Annotated in this window: 16 protein-coding genes and 1 pseudogene; 9 read left to right on the top strand and 8 right to left on the bottom strand. The window is 40.5% G+C overall.

The annotated features are described in order from the left end of the window. Nucleotide 1: 1 nt before the first annotated feature. Nucleotides 2-811, bottom strand: coding sequence for a Cof-type HAD-IIB family hydrolase (locus ACVX3R_RS04845; RefSeq protein WP_458795649.1), 810 nt, complete (start codon nt 809-811; stop codon nt 2-4). Between the two features lie 120 nt (nt 812-931). On the opposite strand from ACVX3R_RS04845, the gene rexB reads away from it, so the two are divergent. The 3 genes from rexB to ACVX3R_RS04830 are packed head-to-tail and all read left to right on the top strand — an operon-like array spanning nt 932 to nt 9053. Further along, nucleotides 932-4207, top strand: coding sequence for an ATP-dependent nuclease subunit B (gene rexB, locus ACVX3R_RS04840; protein WP_458795648.1), 3276 nt, complete (start codon nt 932-934; stop codon nt 4205-4207). Continuing rightward, on the top strand, nt 4204-7857 hold the full coding sequence (addA, locus tag ACVX3R_RS04835) for a helicase-exonuclease AddAB subunit AddA (RefSeq protein WP_458795647.1): 3654 nt from the start codon (nt 4204-4206) through the stop codon (nt 7855-7857). Before rexB ends, addA begins: the two co-directional genes overlap by 4 nt. 17 nt (nt 7858-7874) lie before the next feature. Then, on the top strand, nt 7875-9053 hold the full coding sequence (locus tag ACVX3R_RS04830) for a hypothetical protein (protein ID WP_458795646.1): 1179 nt from the start codon (nt 7875-7877) through the stop codon (nt 9051-9053). A 33-nt stretch (nt 9054-9086) separates the two neighbouring features. On the opposite strand, the gene ACVX3R_RS04825 is transcribed toward ACVX3R_RS04830, so the two are convergent. After that, nucleotides 9087-9443 (bottom strand): type II toxin-antitoxin system PemK/MazF family toxin, encoded by a 357-nt coding sequence (locus ACVX3R_RS04825; RefSeq protein WP_045617136.1) that lies wholly within the window; start codon nt 9441-9443, stop codon nt 9087-9089. Then, nucleotides 9427-9642 (bottom strand): type II toxin-antitoxin system PemI/MazE family antitoxin, encoded by a 216-nt coding sequence (gene mazE, locus ACVX3R_RS04820; protein WP_001098942.1) that lies wholly within the window; start codon nt 9640-9642, stop codon nt 9427-9429. Before mazE ends, ACVX3R_RS04825 begins: the two co-directional genes overlap by 17 nt. Before the next feature lie 211 nt (nt 9643-9853). Between mazE and ylqF the strand changes: the two genes are divergently transcribed. The 3 genes from ylqF to ACVX3R_RS04805 are packed head-to-tail and all read left to right on the top strand — an operon-like array spanning nt 9854 to nt 13043. After that, complete coding sequence (gene ylqF, locus ACVX3R_RS04815) at nt 9854-10705, top strand: ribosome biogenesis GTPase YlqF (protein WP_084932523.1); 852 nt, start codon at nt 9854-9856, stop codon at nt 10703-10705. Further along, complete coding sequence (locus ACVX3R_RS04810) at nt 10692-11477, top strand: ribonuclease HII (protein WP_458795645.1); 786 nt, start codon at nt 10692-10694, stop codon at nt 11475-11477. The genes ylqF and ACVX3R_RS04810 overlap by 14 nt, the downstream gene beginning before the upstream one ends. A 15-nt stretch (nt 11478-11492) precedes the next feature. Then, nucleotides 11493-13043, top strand: coding sequence for a ClC family H(+)/Cl(-) exchange transporter (locus ACVX3R_RS04805; protein ID WP_458795677.1), 1551 nt, complete (start codon nt 11493-11495; stop codon nt 13041-13043). Between the two features lie 769 nt (nt 13044-13812). Here the strand turns inward: ACVX3R_RS04805 and ACVX3R_RS04800 are convergent. Both ACVX3R_RS04800 and ACVX3R_RS04795 read right to left on the bottom strand, forming a co-directional pair. Next, nucleotides 13813-14447: pseudogene (locus ACVX3R_RS04800) on the bottom strand (IS982 family transposase); the annotation flags it as partial. A gap of 473 nt (nt 14448-14920) precedes the next feature. Continuing rightward, nucleotides 14921-15940 (bottom strand): hypothetical protein, encoded by a 1020-nt coding sequence (locus ACVX3R_RS04795; protein WP_458795644.1) that lies wholly within the window; start codon nt 15938-15940, stop codon nt 14921-14923. 294 nt (nt 15941-16234) lie between these two features. On the opposite strand from ACVX3R_RS04795, the gene ACVX3R_RS04790 reads away from it, so the two are divergent. The 3 genes from ACVX3R_RS04790 to xerS all read left to right on the top strand — a co-directional run bounded on the left by ACVX3R_RS04790 (nt 16235) and on the right by xerS (nt 18463). Continuing rightward, nucleotides 16235-16570, top strand: a complete 336-nt coding sequence (locus tag ACVX3R_RS04790) for a zinc-ribbon domain-containing protein (RefSeq protein WP_458795676.1) — start codon at nt 16235-16237, stop codon at nt 16568-16570. Between the two features lie 114 nt (nt 16571-16684). Further along, nucleotides 16685-17098: a zinc-ribbon domain-containing protein gene (locus ACVX3R_RS04785; RefSeq protein ID WP_458795643.1), complete on the top strand. Its 414-nt coding sequence runs from the start codon at nt 16685-16687 to the stop codon at nt 17096-17098. A 294-nt stretch (nt 17099-17392) separates the two neighbouring features. Then, a complete protein-coding gene (xerS, locus tag ACVX3R_RS04780) occupies nt 17393-18463 on the top strand; it encodes a tyrosine recombinase XerS (protein ID WP_458795642.1) in 1071 nt (356 codons plus the stop codon). 73 nt (nt 18464-18536) lie between these two features. Here xerS and ACVX3R_RS04775 read toward each other — a convergent pair whose 3' ends face one another. Genes ACVX3R_RS04775 through ACVX3R_RS04765 form a run of 3 tightly spaced genes read right to left on the bottom strand, consistent with a single transcriptional unit; the run spans nt 18537 to nt 22378 of the window. Then, the gene (locus tag ACVX3R_RS04775; protein ID WP_458795641.1) at nt 18537-19526 is read right to left on the bottom strand and encodes a lipoate--protein ligase; all 990 of its coding nucleotides are present in this window, start codon (nt 19524-19526) and stop codon (nt 18537-18539) included. Nucleotides 19527-19585: 59 nt separating this feature from the next. Beyond that, on the bottom strand, nt 19586-21289 hold the full coding sequence (gene lpdA / locus ACVX3R_RS04770) for a dihydrolipoyl dehydrogenase (protein WP_458795640.1): 1704 nt from the start codon (nt 21287-21289) through the stop codon (nt 19586-19588). A 45-nt stretch (nt 21290-21334) separates the two neighbouring features. Then, complete coding sequence (locus ACVX3R_RS04765; protein WP_458795639.1) at nt 21335-22378, bottom strand: dihydrolipoamide acetyltransferase; 1044 nt, start codon at nt 22376-22378, stop codon at nt 21335-21337. Nucleotides 22379-22616: the final 238 nt, after the last annotated feature.

Below are 22616 nucleotides of genomic sequence, written 5' to 3'. Positions count from 1 at the left end.
ATTATAAAATATACTTCTCAATCGCACGCGCAACGCCGTCTTCTTCGTTGCTAGCTGTAACGTCATTAGCAAGGGATTTGACATAATCACTGGCATTTCCCATAGCAATGCCAAGTCCTGCAAACTGAAGCATTTCGATATCGTTATTGGCATCACCCATGGCCATAATTTCTGAGAGCTCGATCTTCAAAATCGCTGCCAGTCGAGAAAGAGCAGTAGCCTTTGTCGTTCCAAGTGGCATGGCTTCATAAATGACAGGCTGCGAACGAACTCCACTGAATCGTTGACAGAGCTCCTCCGCGAACCGCTGCTCAAAATCATCTGTTTGCTCTTTTGTGCCTAAAAACATGCCTTGGAACATACGGTACTTGCCACTAGTGGCTTCTTCAAGTGAAATTTCAGTCAGGTCTGAAAAGACTAGCTTGGCATCATTTTGAACGATTTCATTTGGCTTGCCACCGAGGACAAAATAATGTTCTTCATCAAAAAGAGTCAACTGAACATCGCTTTTTTCTGCTAGGTCATAGAGGTATTCGATGTCAGCTGGACTGAGTTCTTGCCAGTCCACTAGACTCCAGTCACTGGTCTGGTGGGTTGAACAACCGTTATTGACAATGACGTACTCGTTCTGGAGGTCAAGTCCTAGTTTTTTATAGTAGGGGAGGACACCGAAAAGCGGGCGACCTGTACAGAGAACCAGTTTGACACCTTTTTCAATGGCCTGGTGAACGGCAGTAATGTGGGCTTGTGGGATTTCCTTGGCTTCGTTAAGGAGCGTTCCGTCCATATCCAAGGCTAGTAGTTTAATCATAAGGCTTCCTTTTCTAGGTGTTTTGCTTTTATTATAGCATATTTTGGTAATAAGGAGACAGAATCTTCTGTTAAAACATGGTATAATAAAAGGTAATGAAAAAATGCAAACGAGGCTGAGATGAAATTACTTTATACTGATATTCGGACTTCTTTGACAGAAATTCTGACTAGAGAGGCGGAAGAGCTAGTTGCTACAGGCAAGCGGGTCTTCTACATTGCCCCCAACTCTCTTTCATTTGAAAAGGAACGCGCCGTGCTGGAATGCTTGTCCCAGCAGGCTTCTTTTGCGATTACTGTTACGCGTTTTTCTCAGATGGCTCGTTACTTGGTTTTAAATGATTTGCCTGCCAAGACCAGTCTTGATGACATCGGTCTTGGGATGGCTTTTTATAAATGTCTTGCGGAACTTGATCCCAAGGACTTACGTGTTTATGGTGCTATTAAGCAAGATCCCCAGTTTATCCAGCAGTTGGTTGAACTTTATCATGAGATGACGACTGCTCAGATGAGCTTTTTGGACTTGGAAAGTTTGACAGATGAGGACAAGCGAGCAGACTTGCTCTTGATTTTTGAGAAAGTGACTGCCTATCTCAATCAAGGTCAGTTGGCTCAGGGAAGTCAGTTATCCCATTTGATTGAGGCTATTGAAAATGGCAAGGTAAGTAGTGATTTTAGTCAGATTGCCTTGGTTATTGATGGCTTTACCCGTTTTTCTGCCGAGGAAGAGCGTGTAGTGGATCTGCTCCATCGAAAAGGTGCCGAGATTGTTATTGGGGCTTATGCAAGCAAGAAAGCTTATAGCAGTCCGTTCACTGAAGGGAATCTCTACCAAGCCAGTGTGGAATTTCTTCATCATTTGGGGGCAAAATACCAAACACCTGCTCAGAATCGTTCTCAGACTCATGAGAAAATGGATAGTTTTGACAAGGCTTCTCGTTTGCTGGAGTCTTCTTATGATTTTTCAGAACTCGCTTTAGATGTCGATGAGAAGGACCGAGAAAACCTGCAAATCTGGTCCTGCTTGACGCAAAAAGAAGAGCTGGAATTAGTAGCCCGTAGCATTCGTCAGAAATTACATGACCATCCAGAACTGAGTTACAAGAATTTTCGTATTTTGCTGGGGAATGTGTCTTCTTACCAGCTATCACTGAAAACTATTTTTGACCAGTACCAAATTCCTTTCTATTTAGGTAGAAGCGAATCCATGGCTCACCACCCTTTGACTCAGTATGTCGAATCTATTTTGCGTTTGAAACGCTACCGTTTTCGTCAGGAGGATTTGATTAATCTCCTCAGAACTGGTCTGTATACTGACCTTAGTCAGGCTGATATTGATGCTTTTGAACAATATCTCCGCTATCTTGGCATCAATGGCTTGCCAGCTTTTCAGCAAACATTTACTAAATCCCACCATAGAAAATTTGATTTAGTTCATTTAAATACTCTTCGTTTGCGTATTTTGTCACCACTTGAAACCTTATTTGCCAGTCGGAAGCAAAAGACTGAAAATCTCTTGCAAAAGTGGAATACTTTTCTAAAAAATGCTGCTTTAAGCAAGCAGATGCAAGAATTGACAGCTACCATGGAAGCTCTTGAACAGGAAAGACAAGCCGAAGTTTGGAAGGCTTTCTGCCATGTTTTAGAACAATTTGCGACCGTTTTCGCTGGTTCACAGGTTAGTCTAGAAGATTTCCTAGCCTTGCTCCATTCTGGGATGAGTTTGTCCCAGTATCGCACCATTCCAGCAACTGTTGATACCGTTCTGGTGCAGAGTTATGATCTGATTGCTCCTCTGACTGCTGACTTTGTCTATGCCATCGGTCTGACTCAGGATCATTTACCAAAAATTGCGCAAAACACCAGTCTTTTGACAGACGAAGAAAGACAAAGTCTAAACCAAGCAACTGAGGAGGGAGCGCAATTGCTGATTGCAAGTAGTGAAAATCTCAAGAAAAATCGCTATACCATGCTTTCCTTGGTTAATGCTGCCCGTAAGCAGTTGGTGGTATCCGCTCCAAGTCTCATCAATGAAAATGAGAGTAAGGAATCGGCCTATCTTCAGGAACTGGTGAGTTTTGGATTTAGCCGGATAGAGAAGAAGATTCATCAAAAAAGTCTGTCTAAGGATGATATGGGTTCTTATCACAGTCTATTGTCTAGTCTAGTTGCCTATCATCAGCAGGCATGTTCTAATGAAAATGAGCAAGATGTGACTTTTGTCAAGGTCTTGGCGCGTGTGATGGGGAAAAAACTTGATCAAAAAGGCCTTACAAATCCAGCCATCCCAACCAGTCCAAGCAGCAAGCAATTAGAAAAAGAGACCTTGCAGGCTCTCTATCCAATTGACAAGGAGTTTTACCTGTCTACGTCTGGTTTGACGGAGTTTTACCGCAATGAATACAGTTATTTTCTCCGTTATGTCTTAGGTTTGCAGGAGGAATTGCGACTGCGTCCAGATGCCCGCAGTCATGGGAATTTCTTGCACCGTATTTTTGAACGAGCCTTGAAACTGCCTGATGAAAATCCATTCGACCAACGTTTGGAGCAAGCCATTAAGGAAACCAGTCAAGAACGGGAATTTGAGGCCATTTATCAAGAAAGTTTGGAAGCCCAGTTTACCAAGGAAGTTCTGCTTGATGTCGCGCGGACAACTGGTCATATCCTTCGGCATAATCCAGCTATCGAAACCATCCAAGAGGAGGCAACATTTGGCGGTAAGGACCAGGCCTTTATTCAATTGGATAATGGTCGCAGTGTCCATGTTCGAGGCAAGGTTGACCGTATCGACCGCCTGAAAGCTGATGGAGCGCTAGGAGTGGTGGACTATAAGTCTAGTTTGACCCAGTTCCAGTTTCCTCATTTCTTTAATGGACTCAATTCTCAACTGCCAACCTATCTTGCTGCCCTAAAAAGAGAAGGGGAGCAGAACTTTTTCGGCGCTATGTACCTAGAAATGGCTGAACCTGTCCAATCTCTGTTGACCGTTAAAAGTCTGGCAGGAGCAGTAGCAGAAGCCAGCAAATCTATGAAATACCAGGGACTCTTTTTAGAAAAAGAAAGCAGTCACTTGGGCGAATTTTACAACAAAAACAAGGCCAATCAGCTGACAGATGAGGAATTTCAGCTCTTACTAGACTATAATGCCCATCTGTACAAGAAGGCAGCTGAGAAGATTTTAGAAGGCCAGTTCGCTATCAATCCCTATACCGAAAATGGCAGAAGCATTGCCCCGTACGTTCAGCAACACCAAGCCATTACAGGATTTGAGGCCAATTACCACTTGGGACAAGCCCGCTTCCTAAAGAAGTTGGACTTAGCTGATGGCAAGCGCCTTGTCGGAGAAAAACTCAAGCAAGCTTGGTTTGAAAAAATAAGAGAGGAGTTGAATCGATGAAGCCCATTTCCTTTTTAAGTGAGGAAGAAATTCAAAAACTGCAAGAGGCAGAAGCGAGTTCGAGCAAGGAACAGAAGAAAACTGCCGAGCAAATCGAAGCCATTTATACAGCAGGGCAAAATATCCTGGTTTCAGCGTCTGCTGGTTCAGGGAAAACCTTTGTTATGGCAGAGCGCATTCTTGACCAATTAGCACGTGGCGTGGAAATCAGCCAACTCTTTATCTCAACCTTTACCGTCAAGGCTGCTACTGAACTCAAGGAACGTTTGGAGAAAAAAATCAGCCAACAAATCCAAGAAAGTAGCGATGTTGATCTTAAACAACACTTGGGACGTCAATTGGCAGATCTGCCAAACGCTGCCATCGGAACCATGGACTCCTTCACGCAAAAATTCCTTGGCAAACATGGCTATCTGATTGATATCGCACCGAATTTTCGTATTTTACAAAATGAAAGTGAACAGTTAATCTTAAAAAACGAAGTTTTTCATCAGGTTTTTGAAGACCATTACCAAGGTGAGAATAAAGAGAAATTTGGTCATTTGGTGAAGAACTTTGCTGGGCGTGGCAAGGATGAACGAGGCCTGCGCCAGCAAGTCTACAAAATATATGATTTTCTTCAATCCACCAGCAGTCCACAAAAATGGCTGAGCGAGTCTTTTCTCAAAGGATTTGAAACAGCTGACTTTGCAAATGAAAAAGACAAACTGACTGAGCAAATCAAGCAGGCGCTTTGGAACTTGGAAAGTTTCTTCCGTTATCATCTGGATAACGATGCTAAGGAGTTTCCCAAAGCTGCCTATTTAGAAAATGTGCAGTTGGTTCTGGATGAAATTGGCTCCTTAAATCAAGAGTCCGATAGCCAGGCTTATCAAGCCGTGCTTGCGCGTATTGTTGCCATCTCGAAGGAAAAAAATGGTCGAGCTCTGGCTAATTCCAGTCGTAAGGCCGATTTGAAACCCCTGGCTGATGCCTATAACGATGAGAGAAAGGCCCAGTTTGCTAAACTAGGACAACTAGCAGACCAGATAACGATTCTCGACTATCAAGAACGTTATCATTTAGACACATGGGAGCTAGCTAAAACTTTCCAAACCTTTATGAGTGATTTTGTGGAGGCTTATCGTGAACGTAAACGCCAGGAAAACGCCTTTGAATTCGCTGATATCAGCCATTTCACCATTGAGATTTTAGAGAATTTCCCACAAGTCCGCGAGACTTATCAAGAGAGATTTCATGAAGTCATGGTCGATGAGTATCAGGATACCAACCACATTCAAGAACGGATGCTGGAATTGCTGTCGAATGATCACAATCGCTTTATGGTTGGAGATATCAAGCAGTCCATCTACCGTTTCCGTCAGGCAGACCCGCAGATTTTCAATGAAAAATTTCAACGCTATGCGCAAAATCCTCAAGAAGGAAAGCTGATTTTGCTCAAGGAAAATTTCCGTAGTAGTTCAGAAGTGCTGTCAGCAACCAACCATGTCTTCGAACGGCTCATGGACCAAGAAGTCGGCGAGATCAACTATGATAGCATGCACCAACTTGTTTTTGCAAATAGCAAACTGACTCCTAATCCAGACAACAAGGCAGAATTTCTCTTATACGACAAGAACGATAGTGGACAAGAGGGAGAAGAAAGTGATGCAGACACGAAACTCACAGGAGAAATGCGCTTAGTCATCAAGGAAATCTTGAAACTTCATCAGGAAAAAGGTGTTGCCTTCAAAGAAATTGCCCTTTTGACATCCAGTCGCAGTCGAAATGACCAGATTCTACTCGCCCTGTCTGAGTACGGAATTCCTGTTAAAACAGACGGCGAGCAAAACAATTACCTCCAATCCCTAGAAGTACAAGTCATGCTGGACACCCTGCGTGTCATTCACAATCCCCTGCAAGACTATGCCTTGGTTGCCCTGATGAAGTCCCCTATGTTTGGTTTTGATGAGGACGAGTTGGCACGCTTATCCCTTCAGAAAGTAGAAGATAAGGTCCAAGAAAATCTCTATGAGAAACTGGTCAATGCTCAAAAACAAGCAACAAGCCAGAAAAACTTGATTTATACAGCTCTAGCGGAAAAATTAAGTCAGTTCATGGATAGCTTGTCTTCTTGGCGCCTGTATGCTAAAACCCACTCTCTCTATGATTTGATTTGGAAGATTTACAACGACCGTTTTTACTATGACTATGTTGGAGCCTTGCCAAATGGTCTTGCTAGACAGGCTAATCTCTATGCCCTAGCTCTACGAGCTGACCAGTTTGAAAATAGTAATTTCAAGGGTTTATCTCGTTTTATCCGTATGATTGACCAAGTCCTAGAAGCCCAGCACGATCTCGCAAGCGTAGCCGTCGCACCGCCTAAAGATGCCGTAGAACTCATGACTATTCACAAGAGTAAAGGGCTAGAGTTCCCTTATGTCTTTATCCTCAATATGGATCAGGACTTCAACAAGCAAGACTCGATGTCAGACGTTATTCTCAGTCGTCAAAATGGGCTTGGTGTCAAATACATTGCCAAAGTGGAAACAGGAGCAGTGGAAGCACACTATCCTAAAACCATCAAACTCTCCATTCCTAGCCTAACTTATACGCAGAATGAGAAAGAACTGCAACTGGCTAGCTATTCTGAACAGATGCGTCTGTTGTATGTCGCCATGACGCGAGCTGAGAAAAAGCTCTATCTTATCGGTAAGGGGTCTCGCGAAAAGCTAGAAGCTAAGGAATACCCAGCAGCAAATAACGGAAAATTAGATAGTAATACCAGACTACAAGCAAGAAATTTCCAAGATTGGATCTGGGGTATCAGCAAAGTATTTGCCAAGGACAATCTCAACTTTAGCTATCGTTTTATTGGTGAAGACCAGCTGACCAGAGAAGCTATCGGAGAGTTGGAAAACAAGAGCCCTCTCCAAGATAGTTCTCAAGCAGATAACCGTCAGTCTGAAACTATCAAAGAAGCTTTGGAGATGCTGAAAGAGGTGGAAGTTTATAATACTTTTCACCGCGCAGCTATTGAACTACCAAGTGTTCAAACCCCCAGTCAAATCAAGAAATTCTACGAACCCGTTATGGATATGGAAGGGGTAGAAATTACTAACCAAACCAAATCACCAGAGAAAAAAATCAGCTTTGTTTTACCAGATTTTTCAACTAAAGAAAAGGTAACTGGAGCTGAGATTGGTAGTGCAACCCACGAACTCATGCAGAGAATTGACCTCAGTCAGCAACCAACACTTGCTAGTCTGACAGAAACTCTTAAACAAGTTCAGACTAGTCCAGCTGTCAGAGACAGGATCAATCTTTCTAAAATTCTTGCTTTCTTTGACACATCACTTGGTCAGGAAATTCTCGCTAATACCGACCATCTCTACCGCGAGCAACCTTTCTCCATGCTCAAACGCGACCAAAAGAGTCAGGAAGACTTTGTTGTTCGTGGGATCTTAGACGGATATCTGCTTTATAAGGACAGAATTATTCTTTTCGACTATAAGACAGACCGCTACGATGAGCCAAGTCAACTCATAGACCGCTATCGTGGTCAGTTAGCCCTCTATGAAGAAGCCTTATCTCGTGCCTATTCGATTGAAAACATAGAAAAATACTTGATTTTACTCGGTAAAGACGAGGTTCAAGTTGTAAAAGTATAACCTAGAAAGGAGACCTCATGACACTTCCAGTTAGAAAATCCCTGCACGATGCGGTTTTACAGGTTTCAAAAGCCGATACTTGGGATCAAGCTACCAAAGAATGGAATGAAGTTTCCTTGATTTTTAATGGCATTGGCCGTAGTAATTGTGTCTGCGGGAATGCCATAAAATACGCCTACGAACTCTTTAACGGAGTTACAGGCCAACGTCTCTTTCCTATAGGAAGCGACTGTGTTCGCCATTTTCATCGTATTAGCCTCGATCAGCAACTCGAAGAGGAAGACAAGCTTCTCAGAAAACTTGAGAATCTAACCAGAAAGGCTCAGAAAAAGGAAAAAATCAAGGTTAATAAAAGCGATTTTGACGAACGACTTCTAAAATGGTTTTGGGAGAAAGGTGTTTTCAAAGCAAATCGTGGCAATCAATTCGCGCCTGAGAGAGACTATCAGCTCTTCCTAGAGGTCTTTCAAGGCGGAAGTTGGACCAAGGCAGATCCAAAGAAGAAGGCTCGTATGGAAGAAGTGCTGGAAAAGTGTATCAAACCTTTTTTACTTGGTAAGATCGATGACCAACTCTACCTTGTCAAACTAGGCAAGGAGAAAATCGACTACGAGCAGCATTTACGAATTCAAGCAGAGAAGGAACGCAAGAAAAGGGAGAAAATCGCCAAGCAATACGCTGACAACCTCATTCTTGCCATGGGACCAGCAGAACGAGCCTATCAAGATTACTTTGGATTTACAGAAACCCTCACCCAAGAAGAACGAAAATGGGAGAAAATCCTCTTTGGAAAAAATAGAGAGGAACGGGCTATCAAGGCTAAGCAAAACCAAAAGGAGCTGGAAAAGGATCAGCGAATTGCAAATCAAGATCCGATTGAACGAAAGCAGAAGCAGACTTGGCTTCTTAATTCTTATTTTCGGGATTCGCCTAATGAAAAAGCTAGATTCTCTCGGCTCCTATTAGAATATCGAAAAAGGGGAGAAGTACCCTTTTCAGATGATTACTTATCTGAGCATCTCATCGATTTTTTCTACAAGATGAAAGCCTTTGAGTTTGAAATTGCACCAGAACAAGTCCGCGATTTTCTAAAAGAATGCCTTCAGGTAGAACATCTATCATCTGCACAAGAAAGCTGGATTAGAGGAATTTTGACAAACTGCCTCTACCCGTTCTTAAATAGGTTACTCATATAGAAAAAATCCTACCTTGTCTATGCATGGTAGGATTTAGGTATCTCCAAAGATGTACTGGTAAAGTTGGACGACTTTCTGAAAACATTGTGTGTCCATTCTTGTTATTTTTCGAGCATTACGCATCCGAAAATCAAAGGTATACAATTGAAATGGATTGACAGCGCCATCTACCTTATCCGACGAGACAGGAACGAGCAAGCCTTTTTCTGCCAAACGTTGTTGGCCATGAGTGATGGGACAGACAGCCACAAAACCAGTTTGCAAAGCGTATTCTCTCCTAGAAACAACCAAGGCAGGTCGCCTTTTCTGAATCTCCCGACCGACTGATGGATCAAAGTCCAGCCAAATGATATCCTGCTTTTCAGGAATATACTCAGATTTCGCTATCAAGTGACCTTACCCCTTCAAAATCGTTTGTCATTCTCAAATCAGTAATCCCATCAAAAGGATCTTTTAGTTTTGGAGCTAAGACAATGACTCCGTCAATCCCTTTGTAGACAACCATTTCTTGACCTTCTGTCATACCCAAATTTTTAGGAATGGTCACAGTGAGCGAATTCCCGACCTTCCGAGTCTTTACTGTATTCATTGCTCTACCTCCACGAAATTGTATACACCAAGTATATATCTGTTGGCAAAAAAAGTCAAGTAAATCCTGACTGGCATCAAGGATGTTTCGCACCAATACTATTTGTCATTTATTGTGGTCAAAGCCTGTGCAAAAGTTCCTAATTTATGATAGAATAGATGGTAGGAAAGAAAACGTTTTTACTACGTTTTTCAGTCGGAAAGGGAAATTTATGGCTACAATTCAATGGTTTCCGGGCCACATGTCTAAGGCTCGGCGACAAGTTCAGGAGAATCTAAAGTTTGTTGATTTTGTGACGATTTTGGTGGATGCTCGCTTACCTCTATCTAGTCAAAATCCTATGTTAAACAAGATTGTGGGTGATAAACCAAAACTCTTGATTTTAAATAAGGCGGATCTGGCTGATCCGGCAATGACCAAAGAATGGCGTCAGTATTTTGAATCACAGGGAATCCAAACTCTGGCTATTAACTCCAAAGAGCAAGTGACTGTAAAAGTTGTGACAGATGCAGCGAAAAAGCTCATGGCAGACAAGATAGCTCGTCAGAAAGAACGTGGTATTCAGATCGAAACTTTGCGAACCATGATTATCGGAATTCCAAATGCCGGCAAGTCAACTCTGATGAACCGTTTGGCTGGGAAAAAGATTGCAGTTGTCGGCAATAAACCAGGTGTTACCAAGGGGCAACAATGGCTCAAAACCAATAAAGACCTTGAAATCCTAGACACACCAGGGATTCTCTGGCCTAAGTTCGAAGACGAAACCGTCGCTTTGAAACTAGCCCTAACAGGGGCCATTAAAGACCAGTTGCTTCCTATGGATGAGGTGACCATTTTTGGTCTCAATTATTTCAAAAAACATTATCCAGAAAAGCTAGCTGAACGCTTCAAACAAATGAAAATTGAAGAAGAAGCACCTGTTATCATCATGGATATGACACGTGCTCTCGGTTTCCGAGATGATTACGACCGCTTTTACAGTCTCTTCGTGAAGGAAGTTCGTGATGGCAAACTTGGTAACTATACCTTAGATACATTGGACGACATCGATGACGACGATTAAAGAAATCAAAGAACTTCTTGCTAGTGTTAAAGAATTAGACAATCCTCTTTTTCTAGAATTCGAAAAAGATACCCGTTCTGGAGTTCAAAAGGAAATCTGCAAGCGAAAAAAAGCTATTCAGGCAGAACTGGATGAAAACCTTCGTTTGGAATCCATGCTTTCCTATGAAAAAGAGCTTTATAAACAAGGAGTGACCTTAATAGCAGGTGTTGATGAGGTCGGCCGTGGTCCTCTGGCTGGTCCTGTGGTCGCTGCAGCCGTTATTTTACCAAAAAATTGTAAGATTAGAGGCCTCAACGACAGCAAGAAGATCCCTAAAAAGAAACATCTAGAAATTTATCAAGCCGTTCAAGACCAAGCCTTGGCAATAGGTATTGGTATCAAGGATAATCACATCATTGACCAAGTCAATATCTACGAGGCGACCAAGCTGGCCATGAAGGAAGCAATCTCCCAGCTCAGTCCGCAACCTGAGCATCTCTTGATAGATGCCATGAAACTGGAGTTGCCAATTTCACAAACCTCCATTATCAAAGGAGATGCTAACTCCCTCTCAATCGCAGCTGCATCTATAGTGGCCAAGGTGACACGGGATAATATTATGAAGGACTATGATAACCAATATCCCGGCTATGACTTCGCTACTAATGCAGGCTATGGAACAGCTAAACACCTAGACGGACTCGAGAAACTAGGAGTTACCCCAATTCACCGAACCAGTTTTGAACCTGTTAAGTCACTGGTTGCAGGAGAAAAAGAAAGTTTAAGTTAGAAGGAATGAATGATTATGGAGGAACAGTCAGAAATACTCCGATCCAAGAAAGAATTTGCCTTTGCCTCAAGCACCATATTATCCCAAGTTGGCCGAGGAATTATTGTTGGTCTCGTCGTCGGGCTAATCGTCGGATCCTTTCGGTTTTCAATCGAAAAAGGCTTCCACCTGATACAAGGACTCTATCAAGATCAAGCGCACCTAGTGCGCAATCTTTTTATCATTGGTCTATTTTATTTAATTGTTAGCTGGCTCAGTGCGAAACTAACTCGGTCAGAAAAAGATATCAAGGGTTCAGGAATTCCTCAAGTCGAAGCCGAACTAAAAGGTCTCATGACTCTCAACTGGTGGGGCATTCTCTGGAAAAAATATATTTTAGGTATTCTTGCTATTGCCAGTGGACTTATGTTAGGACGAGAAGGGCCAAGTATTCAACTTGGAGCAGTTGGTGGAAAAGGTATTGCCAAGTGGCTCAAATCCAGTCCGGTAGAGGAACGCTCTTTGATTGCAAGTGGGGCTGCTGCAGGACTAGCAGCTGCCTTTAATGCACCAATCGCAGGCCTTCTCTTTGTTATAGAAGAAGTTTACCACCATTTTTCCCGCTTTTTCTGGGTCTCAACTCTAGCAGCCAGTCTCGTAGCAAACTTTGTCTCACTGCTCATATTTGGTCTAACACCTGTACTGGATATGCCAGACAACATTCCTCTCATGACCCTAGACCAGTATTGGATTTACCTCCTTATGGGAGTTTTTCTCGGACTTTCTGGTTTTCTTTATGAGAAAGCTGTACTCAATGTTGGTCGAGTTTATGACTGGATTGGTCAAAAAATCCATTTGGATAGAGCTTATTATCCAATCCTAGCATTCATTCTCATCATACCAGTCGGGATCTTCTTACCACAAATCCTTGGTGGTGGAAACCAGGTCGTTCTTTCTTTGACTGAGCAAAATTTTAGTTTTCAAGTTCTATTAGCTTACTTTTTGATTCGCTTTGTTTGGAGCATGATTAGTTATGGAAGTGGCCTTCCAGGAGGAATTTTCCTACCCATTCTGGCGCTTGGTTCCTTGCTTGGTGCCCTAGTTGGTGTTATTTGTGTGAATTTTGGACTTGTCAGTCAAGAACAGTTTCCTATATTTGTCATTTTAGGAATGAGTGGCTACTTTGGGGCAATTTCCAAGGCTCCCTTAACTGCTATGATCCTCGTAACTGAGATGGTTGGAGATATTCGCAACCTCATGCCACTTGGCTTAGTGACCTTAGTCGCCTACATCGTCATGGATCTGCTCAAGGGAGCACCAGTCTATGAGGCCATGCTAGAAAAAATGCTGCCAGAAGAAGCGACTGATGAAGGAGAAGTCACACTCATTGAAATCCCCGTATCTGACAAAATCGCTGGAAAACAGGTTCACGAGCTCAATTTGCCACATAACGTACTCATCACCACCCAAGTCCATAATGGCAAAAGCCAAACAGTCAATGGCTCAACCAGAATGTATCTCGGAGATATGATTCACCTAGTTATTCCAAAAAGTGAAATTGGAAAAGTCAAAAATTTGTTGTTGTAGTACTGTTTTTACATAATTTATGTTATGTATTTTGAATTATGAATTTCTTAATAATAAATTACATTAGAAAACCGATTCTCAGAAATGAGATCGGTTATTTTTTCAGATAAGATATTTCACATATAACTAATTGAACTTTGGTAAAAATAAGACTATAATTAAGTTAGAAATGATAAAGCATAAAGCTAGAAAGGAGTTTACTGTATCAAATCTGTACAGTAAGATTAAAATCATGAAAAAGAAAACAATAGCAATTATACAATGTATTTTGTATCTCATAGCTCCTTATATAGCTCTTCAGTTATGTAGAATGAACAGAAGTTTCGTTACTGATAATCTCTTTTTTATTTTCCTTATTCTGCTGACTATTTCATTCTGGTTTAGTATTTGGAAACTAGAAAAAGCACTAGATAATGATTCACAATAGAAAATCTAAAGATTTAGTTCTGTATTTCGTAGATCTAAGTCTTTTTCTATTTTAAAAACTAAAAATTCATGTACAATTGACTTAACTAGAGTTAAACCATTGATACAACTGAATTAGAAGCATAAAGTCCATTCTTTAAGGAGTGTACTTTATTTTTATTTTGTACATTATTTTGAAGTGTTATTTTGTATATTTTCTAGTTCATAACATCATCTGATTTAAGGAATTGATTTGTACATTTTTACTCTAATAGGTGCAGAAGAAGTAGTGGTTCAATTGTACATTTTTTGCTACTCATTTAAGGTCTTATTGATAGTAAGATATAGATTTTTACTCGTGGTGCTAGTTAATCTCAAAGTATCTCAGATTATAAGTCAGTACAATTTGCTCCATTCTCAACTGCAATCCTGTTAAGCCTCTAGCTAGTGTTTGTTCGACATCAAAAAAAGCACAAAGTTCTGAAAATCGAGTTTCAATAGTCCGTCTCATAGCCATTAGTTTCCAATGATTATGTTGTTTAGCTCTTGCCATCTTTTGACGTAAAGGCGTCCAAAGATGGTAACCTTTCTGTTTCAACTGTTCTCTGAGTTCATAGCTAAGATAAGCTAAATCAGCTAAAACATAGGGTTGAGAACAATTTTCTAGTAAGTCATCAACTGCCCTAATATCATGTACTGAGGCAGGCGTTACAACATAATTCAGAATATAGCCTGATAGGGTGACCAGCATATGTACTTTGAATCCATAGAACCAAAGGTGCTTAGAGGAATTGTAACCAATGTCGGCTAGTTCATTAAAAACATGTGCTCTATGGTTACGGACTGGTTGACAAAGTGATAAGGGGAAACTATCTATGATGACAATGTTATTGGGAGAAATTTGAGTATTTTTATGGCTTGCCGAATAATTTGGACTAACCAAATCAACTGCCTTGACCGTCGATTAAACCGACTTCTTTCAAGGAGACACCCACAAGGATTCTTGTTTAGAAGCACCGAATCAATCAAGAAGGATCACCCAAAGGTTCCAGCATTTGAAGAATATGACGAGCTACTTGAAGAAATCAAAAAATCCCTATAAAGGGATTTTTTTATACCTATAATACCTTGTGCAAAATAGTCGTATATATCAAAATCAGAGTCACGTTACCTACTATTAGACCAAAAGTCGCAAGCAAGGTCTTTGCTGTACCCGGCTTAAAATCTGCACTAATCAAATATGGCCAAAAGCATACCATTGGGAGAATGGCCATTAACACGCATACATAGGTAGGAAAGCTTGTCCAAAGAAAGCGTGTCGTCTCTAACCAGTGACCCCATGAAGGTATCACTATTTTGCTTATAGTAAAAAGTATGCATATAAGGTGGACCACTAGAAGATAAATAGCATACTTTGTCTTACTTAGTACTTTTTTCTTTTTCATTTTGCCTAATTATCCCTGCAAATTCTTCTATCGCTCTGCTGCAATATTAGAACTAAAATTAAAATTAACTATATCATTATTCGAATCAAGGTCTAAATTCATAAAATAATGATTCCAAAAGAATTCATTGTTACCTGCTCCCCACTGCACGCCATAATGACTCAAATATTCATCTCTTGGCTCGCTTGGAGTCAGCCATATTTTTTTCCCAAATACTTTCGTGAACTCGTTTTCGTCAAGCTTCTTTAGCAAATCTATACCATCTATATTATATGAAATTCCATATTTTTTGGCAACAGCTGTGCACTCAGAATCGAAGCAAACCTGCGTAACTACACAGTCCTTCAGCTCCGTCTCCGTACTCTTCCTCTTATCTCCGTAAACACCTATACATCCGAGAACTATATTCTTCTTTACAAGAAGATAGGTAGATCGCGTAACTGCTGAGTCATATGACTTAAAGCCGTTTGGTACGCTAACCCCAGCTCCTTGGTATTTAGTATAGCTTCCCGTTGTCAAAAGCTCGTTATAATTAGGATAATCATGTCTACCATTTGACACATAAATTTCAAACCCCTTGTCTATCAAATCCGAAATCTTAGTCTCTGTAAGATGAATTTCAGTTCCGTCAATTTTAAGTGGAGGTGCGTTATCAGGTAGACCTATAATTATATATACAAACATCAAAAACACGAATATCATAAGCACTGCAACGATACTCATCCAAGATTTCCCGGTTCTCCTTCGTGCATTGAAAAGCGCCATTATAGAAGGCGTGATTATAGCAGCACCAATTGGCGCCGCCCCATGACGGAACATGCCCATGACCTTAAAGGCAATTACAGCGCTAATTAGTATTAAAACTATATGCACTGCATACTCTCCTACGCTTAGCTTACTCGTCCTAGTCTGATTATTTGCTGGGGCATCGTACACTGGAACACCGTTCTCAAAGGTGTTCTTCATTCTAAAACGCAGCCAAAACAATATTCCAATAAACACAACTGCCAAGAACACTAGCATTCCGATAAAAACTAATTTTTCCATATGTAACCTTTTTTCTGACCTAATTATCGTCCATCAAAATTCATATCTAGTCTACCACATTTTGAAATTGTTTTACAATATTTACACACTTGTGCACGAAGCAATAATGTATACAAGCTTTTCAGATTATTTTTTCTTTACACCTCTTTAAAATTGTATAGAGTTTAATACTTGTTTTATTCTAAACGTGCGCATCATTTTAGCGCAAAAAACAAATTTAATTCCGTTGTTTCTGTAGTTAACTTTTTTATCGAAGTAATTCAGGAGTCCTATATTCAATATTAGGATGCATTAATCAAAGAGGTAACATCAGTAGAATCCGAAAATAAAATATTTACTTGGATTTGTGATTGTTGCGAATTAGAATTCAATGAAAAGTTAGGGATTGTTTTAGATGTATTTACCAACAGTGACTTTAATAATCTTAACTCTATTTGTCCTTACTGTAATAAAAAAATCCCTAAACCAAATGAAAAAATAAGCTTCGCTAAACCGTACTTAATCAATGAATGGGTGAAAGAACTTAACGGAGATATTGACACTTTCTTTTATGATTCAAATATAATAGTTGATTGGATTTGTCGTAAATGTCACAGGAGTTATAAAGCGAAAATTTCTGAACGCTCCTAAAACGACCAATGTTGCCCATATTGTTCATTTAAAAAGACTGCAAAAGTTATAACGATCTTGAAACAACACATCCTTGGTTAATTAAAGAATTGGTCTATATTAAATAAACAAGAAATGTCTTCAGTAAGAGTTAATTCAACATATACCGCATGGTGGAAATGTCCTGTATGCACTGGAGAATATCAGCAAGTCATTAAAGAAAAATTTTACCGAGAAAATTCTTGTCCATATTGTAGGAATCAAAAAGTTTTAAAAGGATTTAACGACTTGGTAACAACTCAACAAAGTCTAATGAATGAGTGGGATTATTTGAATAACCTCCTAATAGCAAGTCCAACTGAAATCACAGAGTTGAGTAATATGTCTGTATGGTGGATATGTCAAGAAAATCCAGAACATCGTTATAAAATTCAAGTTAAAGAAAGAATGGCATACAGAAAACGAAATAAAAAGTCATGTTCGATTTGCAAAGGTTACAGAAGAAAGCAAGAACATTTTATACAGTTTAAAAAAGATATAAAAAAATAAGAACACTTTAAGTAAAGTGTTCTTATTTTGTCAAAATGTACATTTGAAAAGTTTTTAGTTTTCACTTAGATAAAGTACATATTACAGTAGATGGACAGCTTTTAAAATTTCCAGTATTCACTTAAATAAAGTACATAATTAAGAATAATTAACTCTAAAAAAATTTTTGGTTATTTTTTTTCACTTAAAAAAGCTCCTATAACATCTTTCCGAAAAACTATAATTTTCTTGAAAAATATATGAGTCTATGCTATACTACTAGTAGACTTATCTGCTTATCTATGGAGAGGACACATGAAACGTGAGATTTTACTGGAACGAATCGACAAACTAAAACAAATCATGCCCTGGTATGTTCTGGAATACTACCAATCTAAGCTTGCTGTTCCCTATAGTTTTACAACTTTGTACGAATATCTCAAGGAATACGATCGATTTTTCAGCTGGGTTTTAGAGTCTGGGATTTCAAATGCTGATAAAATGTCTGATATTCCTTTATCGATCTTGGAAAACATGTCAAAAAAAGATATGGAGTCCTTTATTCTATATCTGCGTGAACGTCCTTTGCTGAATGCCAATACAACCAAGCAAGGTGTTTCTCAGACGACAATCAACCGCACCTTGTCAGCCCTTTCTAGTCTTTACAAGTATCTGACTGAGGAGGTTGAAAATGACCAGGGAGAACCTTATTTCTATCGAAATGTAATGAAGAAAGTTTCAACCAAGAAAAAGAAAGAAACTCTTGCTGCCAGAGCTGAAAACATCAAGCAAAAACTCTTTCTAGGTGATGAGACAGAAGGTTTTTTGACTTATATCGACCAGGAGTACCCACAACAGCTCTCAAATCGCGCTCTATCGTCATTCAATAAAAATAAAGAACGTGATTTGGCTATTATCGCTCTTCTCCTAGCATCTGGTGTCCGCTTATCTGAAGCTGTTAATCTAGATTTAAGAGACCTTAATCTCAAAATGATGGTCATTGATATCACTCGAAAAGGTGGCAAACGTGACTCAGTCAATGTCGCGGCCTTTGCCAAACCTTATCTAGAGAATTATCTAGCCATTCGAAATCAACGCTATAAGACGGAAAAGACGGATACAGCTCTCTTTCTGACACTTTACAGAGGTGTTCCCAATCGTATCGATGCTTCCAGCGTTGAGAAAATGGTTGCTAAGTACTCTGAGGACTTCAAAGTCCGTGTAACCCCCCACAAACTACGACATACCCTCGCAACTAGGCTCTATGATGCGACTAAATCTCAAGTTTTGGTCAGCCACCAGCTAGGACACGCCAGCACACAAGTCACCGACCTCTATACCCATATCGTCAACGATGAGCAAAAGAATGCTTTAGACAGTTTATAAGTGTTACATATCATAAATTATGTAAACGATGATTCAAAAAAGAAGCTGCTAAAACAAGCAACTTCTTTTTGATTTATCCCACTACTGCTTCAGCAATTTCTTCACGGCTAATACCAGCGAAGTAGCGTGTAATATCAATGGTTTCTAGAGTCTTAAGAACATCCTCGCGTTCGTATTTCACTCCACGAAGGACATCTTCTACAGCTGCAACATCTTCGATACCAAAGAAGTCTCCATAAATCTTGATGTCTTGGATTTTTGATTCGAGAACATTAGCAAAAACTTCGACTTTACCACTAGTGAATTTTGTTCCACGACGGACGTTAAACTCAGGTGATTTACCGTAGTTCCAGTCCCATGTACCAAACTTGGTATTCTTGATACGATTGATTTCAGCCAATTCTTCCTCAGAAAAAACGTATTCGGTCATCTCTGGGTACTCTTTTTTCATGTATTCCAAGAGTAAGTCACGGAATTCTTCGACTGTGATTTTTTCTGGTAGTTCATTGACAATATTGGTGACACGAGCACGAACAGATTTCACCCCTTTTGATTCAAATTTATCCTTTGAAACCTTGAGGGCATTTGCTAGGACTGACAAATCAACGTCAAAGAGCAAGCAACCGTGGTGCATGATACGGCCATTGATATAGGCTTGGGCATTGCCACAGAACTTCTTACCATCAATCTCTAAGTCATTACGGCCTGTAAATTCAGCTTTAACCCCAAGTTGAGCCAAAGTATTGATAACTGGAGTTGAGAAGCTCTTAAAGTCAAAAGCTTTGTTTTCATCTTCTTTTGAGATGATCGTGTAGTTGAGGTTATTTAAATCGTGGTAAACAGCTCCACCACCGCTGATACGGCGGACCACCTCAATACCATTTTCTCGAACATAATCACGGTTGATTTCTTCGATGGTATTCTGGTGACGACCAACAATGATAGATGGCTTGTTAATCCAAAGTAGGAAGATTTGATCCTCATCCAAAAGGTGTTTAAAGGCATATTCTTCCAAGGCAATATTAAAGGCAGTGTCGTTTGAATGATTGATAATATATTTCATGATATCCCTTTATACGATAGAGACTGGAAAACATCTTTCCAGTCTAATCTATCTTTCTTTTATTTTTTCTTAGGTGAGTGAATGGCCATTCCTAAAACATCCGCAAATGCTTCGTACATCACTTCAGAGTAGGTTGGGTGTCCGTGGATAGTCTTCAGCATTTCTTCAACAGTGATTTCCATTTCGATGATGCTTGATGCTTCGTTGATCAATTCTGCAGCTGCAGGACCGATGATATGAACACCAAGGATTTCCCCGTATTTCTTATCAGCGATGACTTTTACGAAACCTTGAGCAGCATCAGAAGCAATGGCACGACCATTAGCAGCAAAGTTGAATTTACCGATTTGGACATCATATTTCTCACGGGCTTGTTCTTCAGTCAAACCAACTGCTGCTACTTCTGGAAGTGTGTAGATAGCTGCAGGAGTCAAATTCAACTTGGCAACAGCATGATTTCCTTTAAGAGCATTTTCAGCAGCAACTTCACCCATACGGAAGGCTGCGTGCGCCAACATCTTAGTACCGTTGATATCACCTGGTGCGTAAATACCTGGAACAGAAGTTTCCATGTATTCGTTGACCTTGATACGACCACGATCCAATTCAAACTCAACATCGCCAATACCTTCAAGGTCTGGCACACGACCGATTGAAAGAAGAGCTTTATTTGCGATGATATCGTCTTTTCCTTCAACCTTGATACGAAGTTGACCATTTTCCTCGATGATTTCTTGCAGTTTAGTACCAGTCAAGATGGTCATTCCTTTACGTTCAAGGATCAAGCGAAGGTTCTTAGAAACTTCCGCATCCATAGCTGGCACGATACGGTCCATCATTTCGATAACAGTCACTTTTGAACCAAATGTCATGAAGGCTTGACCGAGTTCGATACCGACAACTCCACCACCGATGATAACAAGACTTTCTGGAACTTCGTTCATTTCAAGAATGTCGTCACTAGTCATGACAAGTGGAGATTCCATACCAGGAACGTTGATTTTGCTGACTTTTGAACCACCAGCAAGGATGATTTTCTTGGTTTCAAGCAATTCTGAACCATTAACCAAGACATTCTTGTCTTTAGTAATAGTACCAACACCCTTATGAACAGTAACTCCGTAGCTACGAAGAAGACCCGCAACACCACCTACCAAGGTATTGACAACTTTAGATTTAGTTTCTAAAAGTTTATCCATATCTACAGTGAAATTTGGATTTTCGATGACGATACCACGGTTTGCTGCATGACCGATGTTTTCGATGATTTCAGCGTTGTGAAGGTAGGTCTTGGTTGGGATACAGCCACGGTTCAAGCAGGTTCCACCGAGTTCAGATTTCTCAACAAGGGCAACCTTCCCACCAAGCTGGGCAGCTTTAATGGCTGCCACATATCCAGCAGGACCACCACCAATCACAACGATATCAAAGGCATCATCGCTCTTACCATCGTCGTTTGACGCACTAACTGCAGGCGCTGGGCTAGCTTCTGGTGCTGCCACTCCAGCTGTTGGGATGTTTTCCCCTTCTTCACCAAGGTAACCGATAACTTCCGTTACAGGAACAGTTTCACCATCTCCTTTGAGGATGGCAATCAAGTATCCATCTTCTTCGGCTTCCAATTCCATGCTGACTTTGTCAGTCATGATTTCCAAAAGGACTTCTCCCTCTTTTACAAATTCTCCGACTTTCTTATTCCATTGGACGATTTGTCCTTCTGTCATATCCACGCCGGCTTTTGGCATAATTACTTCTAAGGCCATGTCTTACTTCCTTTATCTATATCTCTAAAAATAAATACTGTATTTTTAAACCAACATTGAGATTGGGTTCTCAATTAAGGCTTTCAAGTCTTTCATAAACTTAGCACCAGCCATACCATCTACGACACGGTGGTCAATAGTTAATCCTAGGCTCATGATAGGGCGAATGACAATCTCACCATTGACAACAACAGGTTTCTCAACTGTTGAGCTAACCCCGAGGATTGCTGAGTTTGGTTGGTTAATAATAGGACCAAAGGACTGAACACCAAACATTCCCAAATTACTAATTGTGAAGGTTGAATTTTGGAGTTCGCTTGGAGCTAATTTACCATCCAAGGTACGACTAATCACATCTTTAAATGCAACAACCAACTCTGACAAGCTCATTTTTTCAGCATTATAGACAACTGGCGTCATCAATCCGTTATCCATCCCAACCGCCATCGCCAGGTTGACATAGTTGTGAGTGATAATTGTCTTACCATCTTCGGTCAATGAAGCGTTGATGTAAGGGTGTTTCATCAATGTTTTCACAACAGCGAGTGAAAGAAGGTCTGTTACAGTAGTCTTCTTACCAGTTGCTTCCATAATTGGCTCAAGAACCTTCTTACGAAGGGCCAGCATTTCTGACATATCGACATCATAGTTGAGCGTGAAGGTTGGCGCAGTTAGGTAGGATTCAACCATACGTTGGGCGATAACCTTTCGCATTGGTGTCATTGGAATACGCTCAATTTCACCATAAGGAGTGATATTGTCTGGAACTTCTTCCACTTTTTCGATTTGAGCAGGAGACTTGATGGTGTCGTTTTCGATATTTTCAGGAAGCAAGGCCAAAACATCCTTCTTCATGATTTTACCACGATGACCCGTTCCTTGGATTTCCTGCCAAGCAATGTTATGTTCAAGGGCAATTCGTTTTGCAAGTGGCGAAATGCGAACCACGTTTGTGTCTTTATAAGTTTCCACGTCTTCTTTGTGGACACGACCGTTTGCACCTGAGCCAGAAACTTCGTAGAGGTTGATCCTTAAATCATCCGCTAACTTTCTAGCCGCAGGAGTCGCTCTTAGCTTGTCATCAGCCATGACCTCTCCAATTCTAATTATGATACTAAGGGCGTAAAAAGCGACTGAAAAATAGGAAATCGACGCTGGCTTCGATGAAGCCAAGGAGATTTATCTTTTTTCCGAGCTTTTAGCCCGTGTTCTAATCTAAGATATTAAGGACGAAGAGGGCAATGAAAAAATAGGAGATTGACGATGTGTTCGATGAACACAAGGAAATCTATCTTTTTTTCGCAGACCTCCGTCCGAATTCAACTCT

The sequence above is a fragment of the Streptococcus sp. 517s genome, assembly GCF_054445985.1.
The sequence above is the reverse complement of the archived record's forward strand: the minus strand, read 5'-3'. Positions and strand labels throughout refer to the sequence as shown.

What these genes read in the sequence shown, in the direction of transcription:
- ACVX3R_RS04845 (WP_458795649.1), bottom strand. Translation starts at nt 811, where the DNA reads ATGATTAAACTACTAGCCTTGGATATGGACGGAACGCTCCTTAACGAA.
- rexB (WP_458795648.1), top strand. Translation starts at nt 932, where the DNA reads ATGAAATTACTTTATACTGATATTCGGACTTCTTTGACAGAAATTCTG.
- addA (WP_458795647.1), top strand. Translation starts at nt 4,204, where the DNA reads ATGAAGCCCATTTCCTTTTTAAGTGAGGAAGAAATTCAAAAACTGCAA.
- ACVX3R_RS04830 (WP_458795646.1), top strand. Translation starts at nt 7,875, where the DNA reads ATGACACTTCCAGTTAGAAAATCCCTGCACGATGCGGTTTTACAGGTT.
- mazE (WP_001098942.1), bottom strand. Translation starts at nt 9,642, where the DNA reads ATGAATACAGTAAAGACTCGGAAGGTCGGGAATTCGCTCACTGTGACC.
- ylqF (WP_084932523.1), top strand. Translation starts at nt 9,854, where the DNA reads ATGGCTACAATTCAATGGTTTCCGGGCCACATGTCTAAGGCTCGGCGA.
- ACVX3R_RS04810 (WP_458795645.1), top strand. Translation starts at nt 10,692, where the DNA reads ATGACGACGATTAAAGAAATCAAAGAACTTCTTGCTAGTGTTAAAGAA.
- ACVX3R_RS04805 (WP_458795677.1), top strand. Translation starts at nt 11,493, where the DNA reads ATGGAGGAACAGTCAGAAATACTCCGATCCAAGAAAGAATTTGCCTTT.
- ACVX3R_RS04795 (WP_458795644.1), bottom strand. Translation starts at nt 15,940, where the DNA reads ATGGAAAAATTAGTTTTTATCGGAATGCTAGTGTTCTTGGCAGTTGTG.
- ACVX3R_RS04785 (WP_458795643.1), top strand. Translation starts at nt 16,685, where the DNA reads ATGTCTTCAGTAAGAGTTAATTCAACATATACCGCATGGTGGAAATGT.
- xerS (WP_458795642.1), top strand. Translation starts at nt 17,393, where the DNA reads ATGAAACGTGAGATTTTACTGGAACGAATCGACAAACTAAAACAAATC.
- ACVX3R_RS04775 (WP_458795641.1), bottom strand. Translation starts at nt 19,526, where the DNA reads ATGAAATATATTATCAATCATTCAAACGACACTGCCTTTAATATTGCC.
- lpdA (WP_458795640.1), bottom strand. Translation starts at nt 21,289, where the DNA reads ATGGCCTTAGAAGTAATTATGCCAAAAGCCGGCGTGGATATGACAGAA.
- ACVX3R_RS04765 (WP_458795639.1), bottom strand. Translation starts at nt 22,378, where the DNA reads ATGGCTGATGACAAGCTAAGAGCGACTCCTGCGGCTAGAAAGTTAGCG.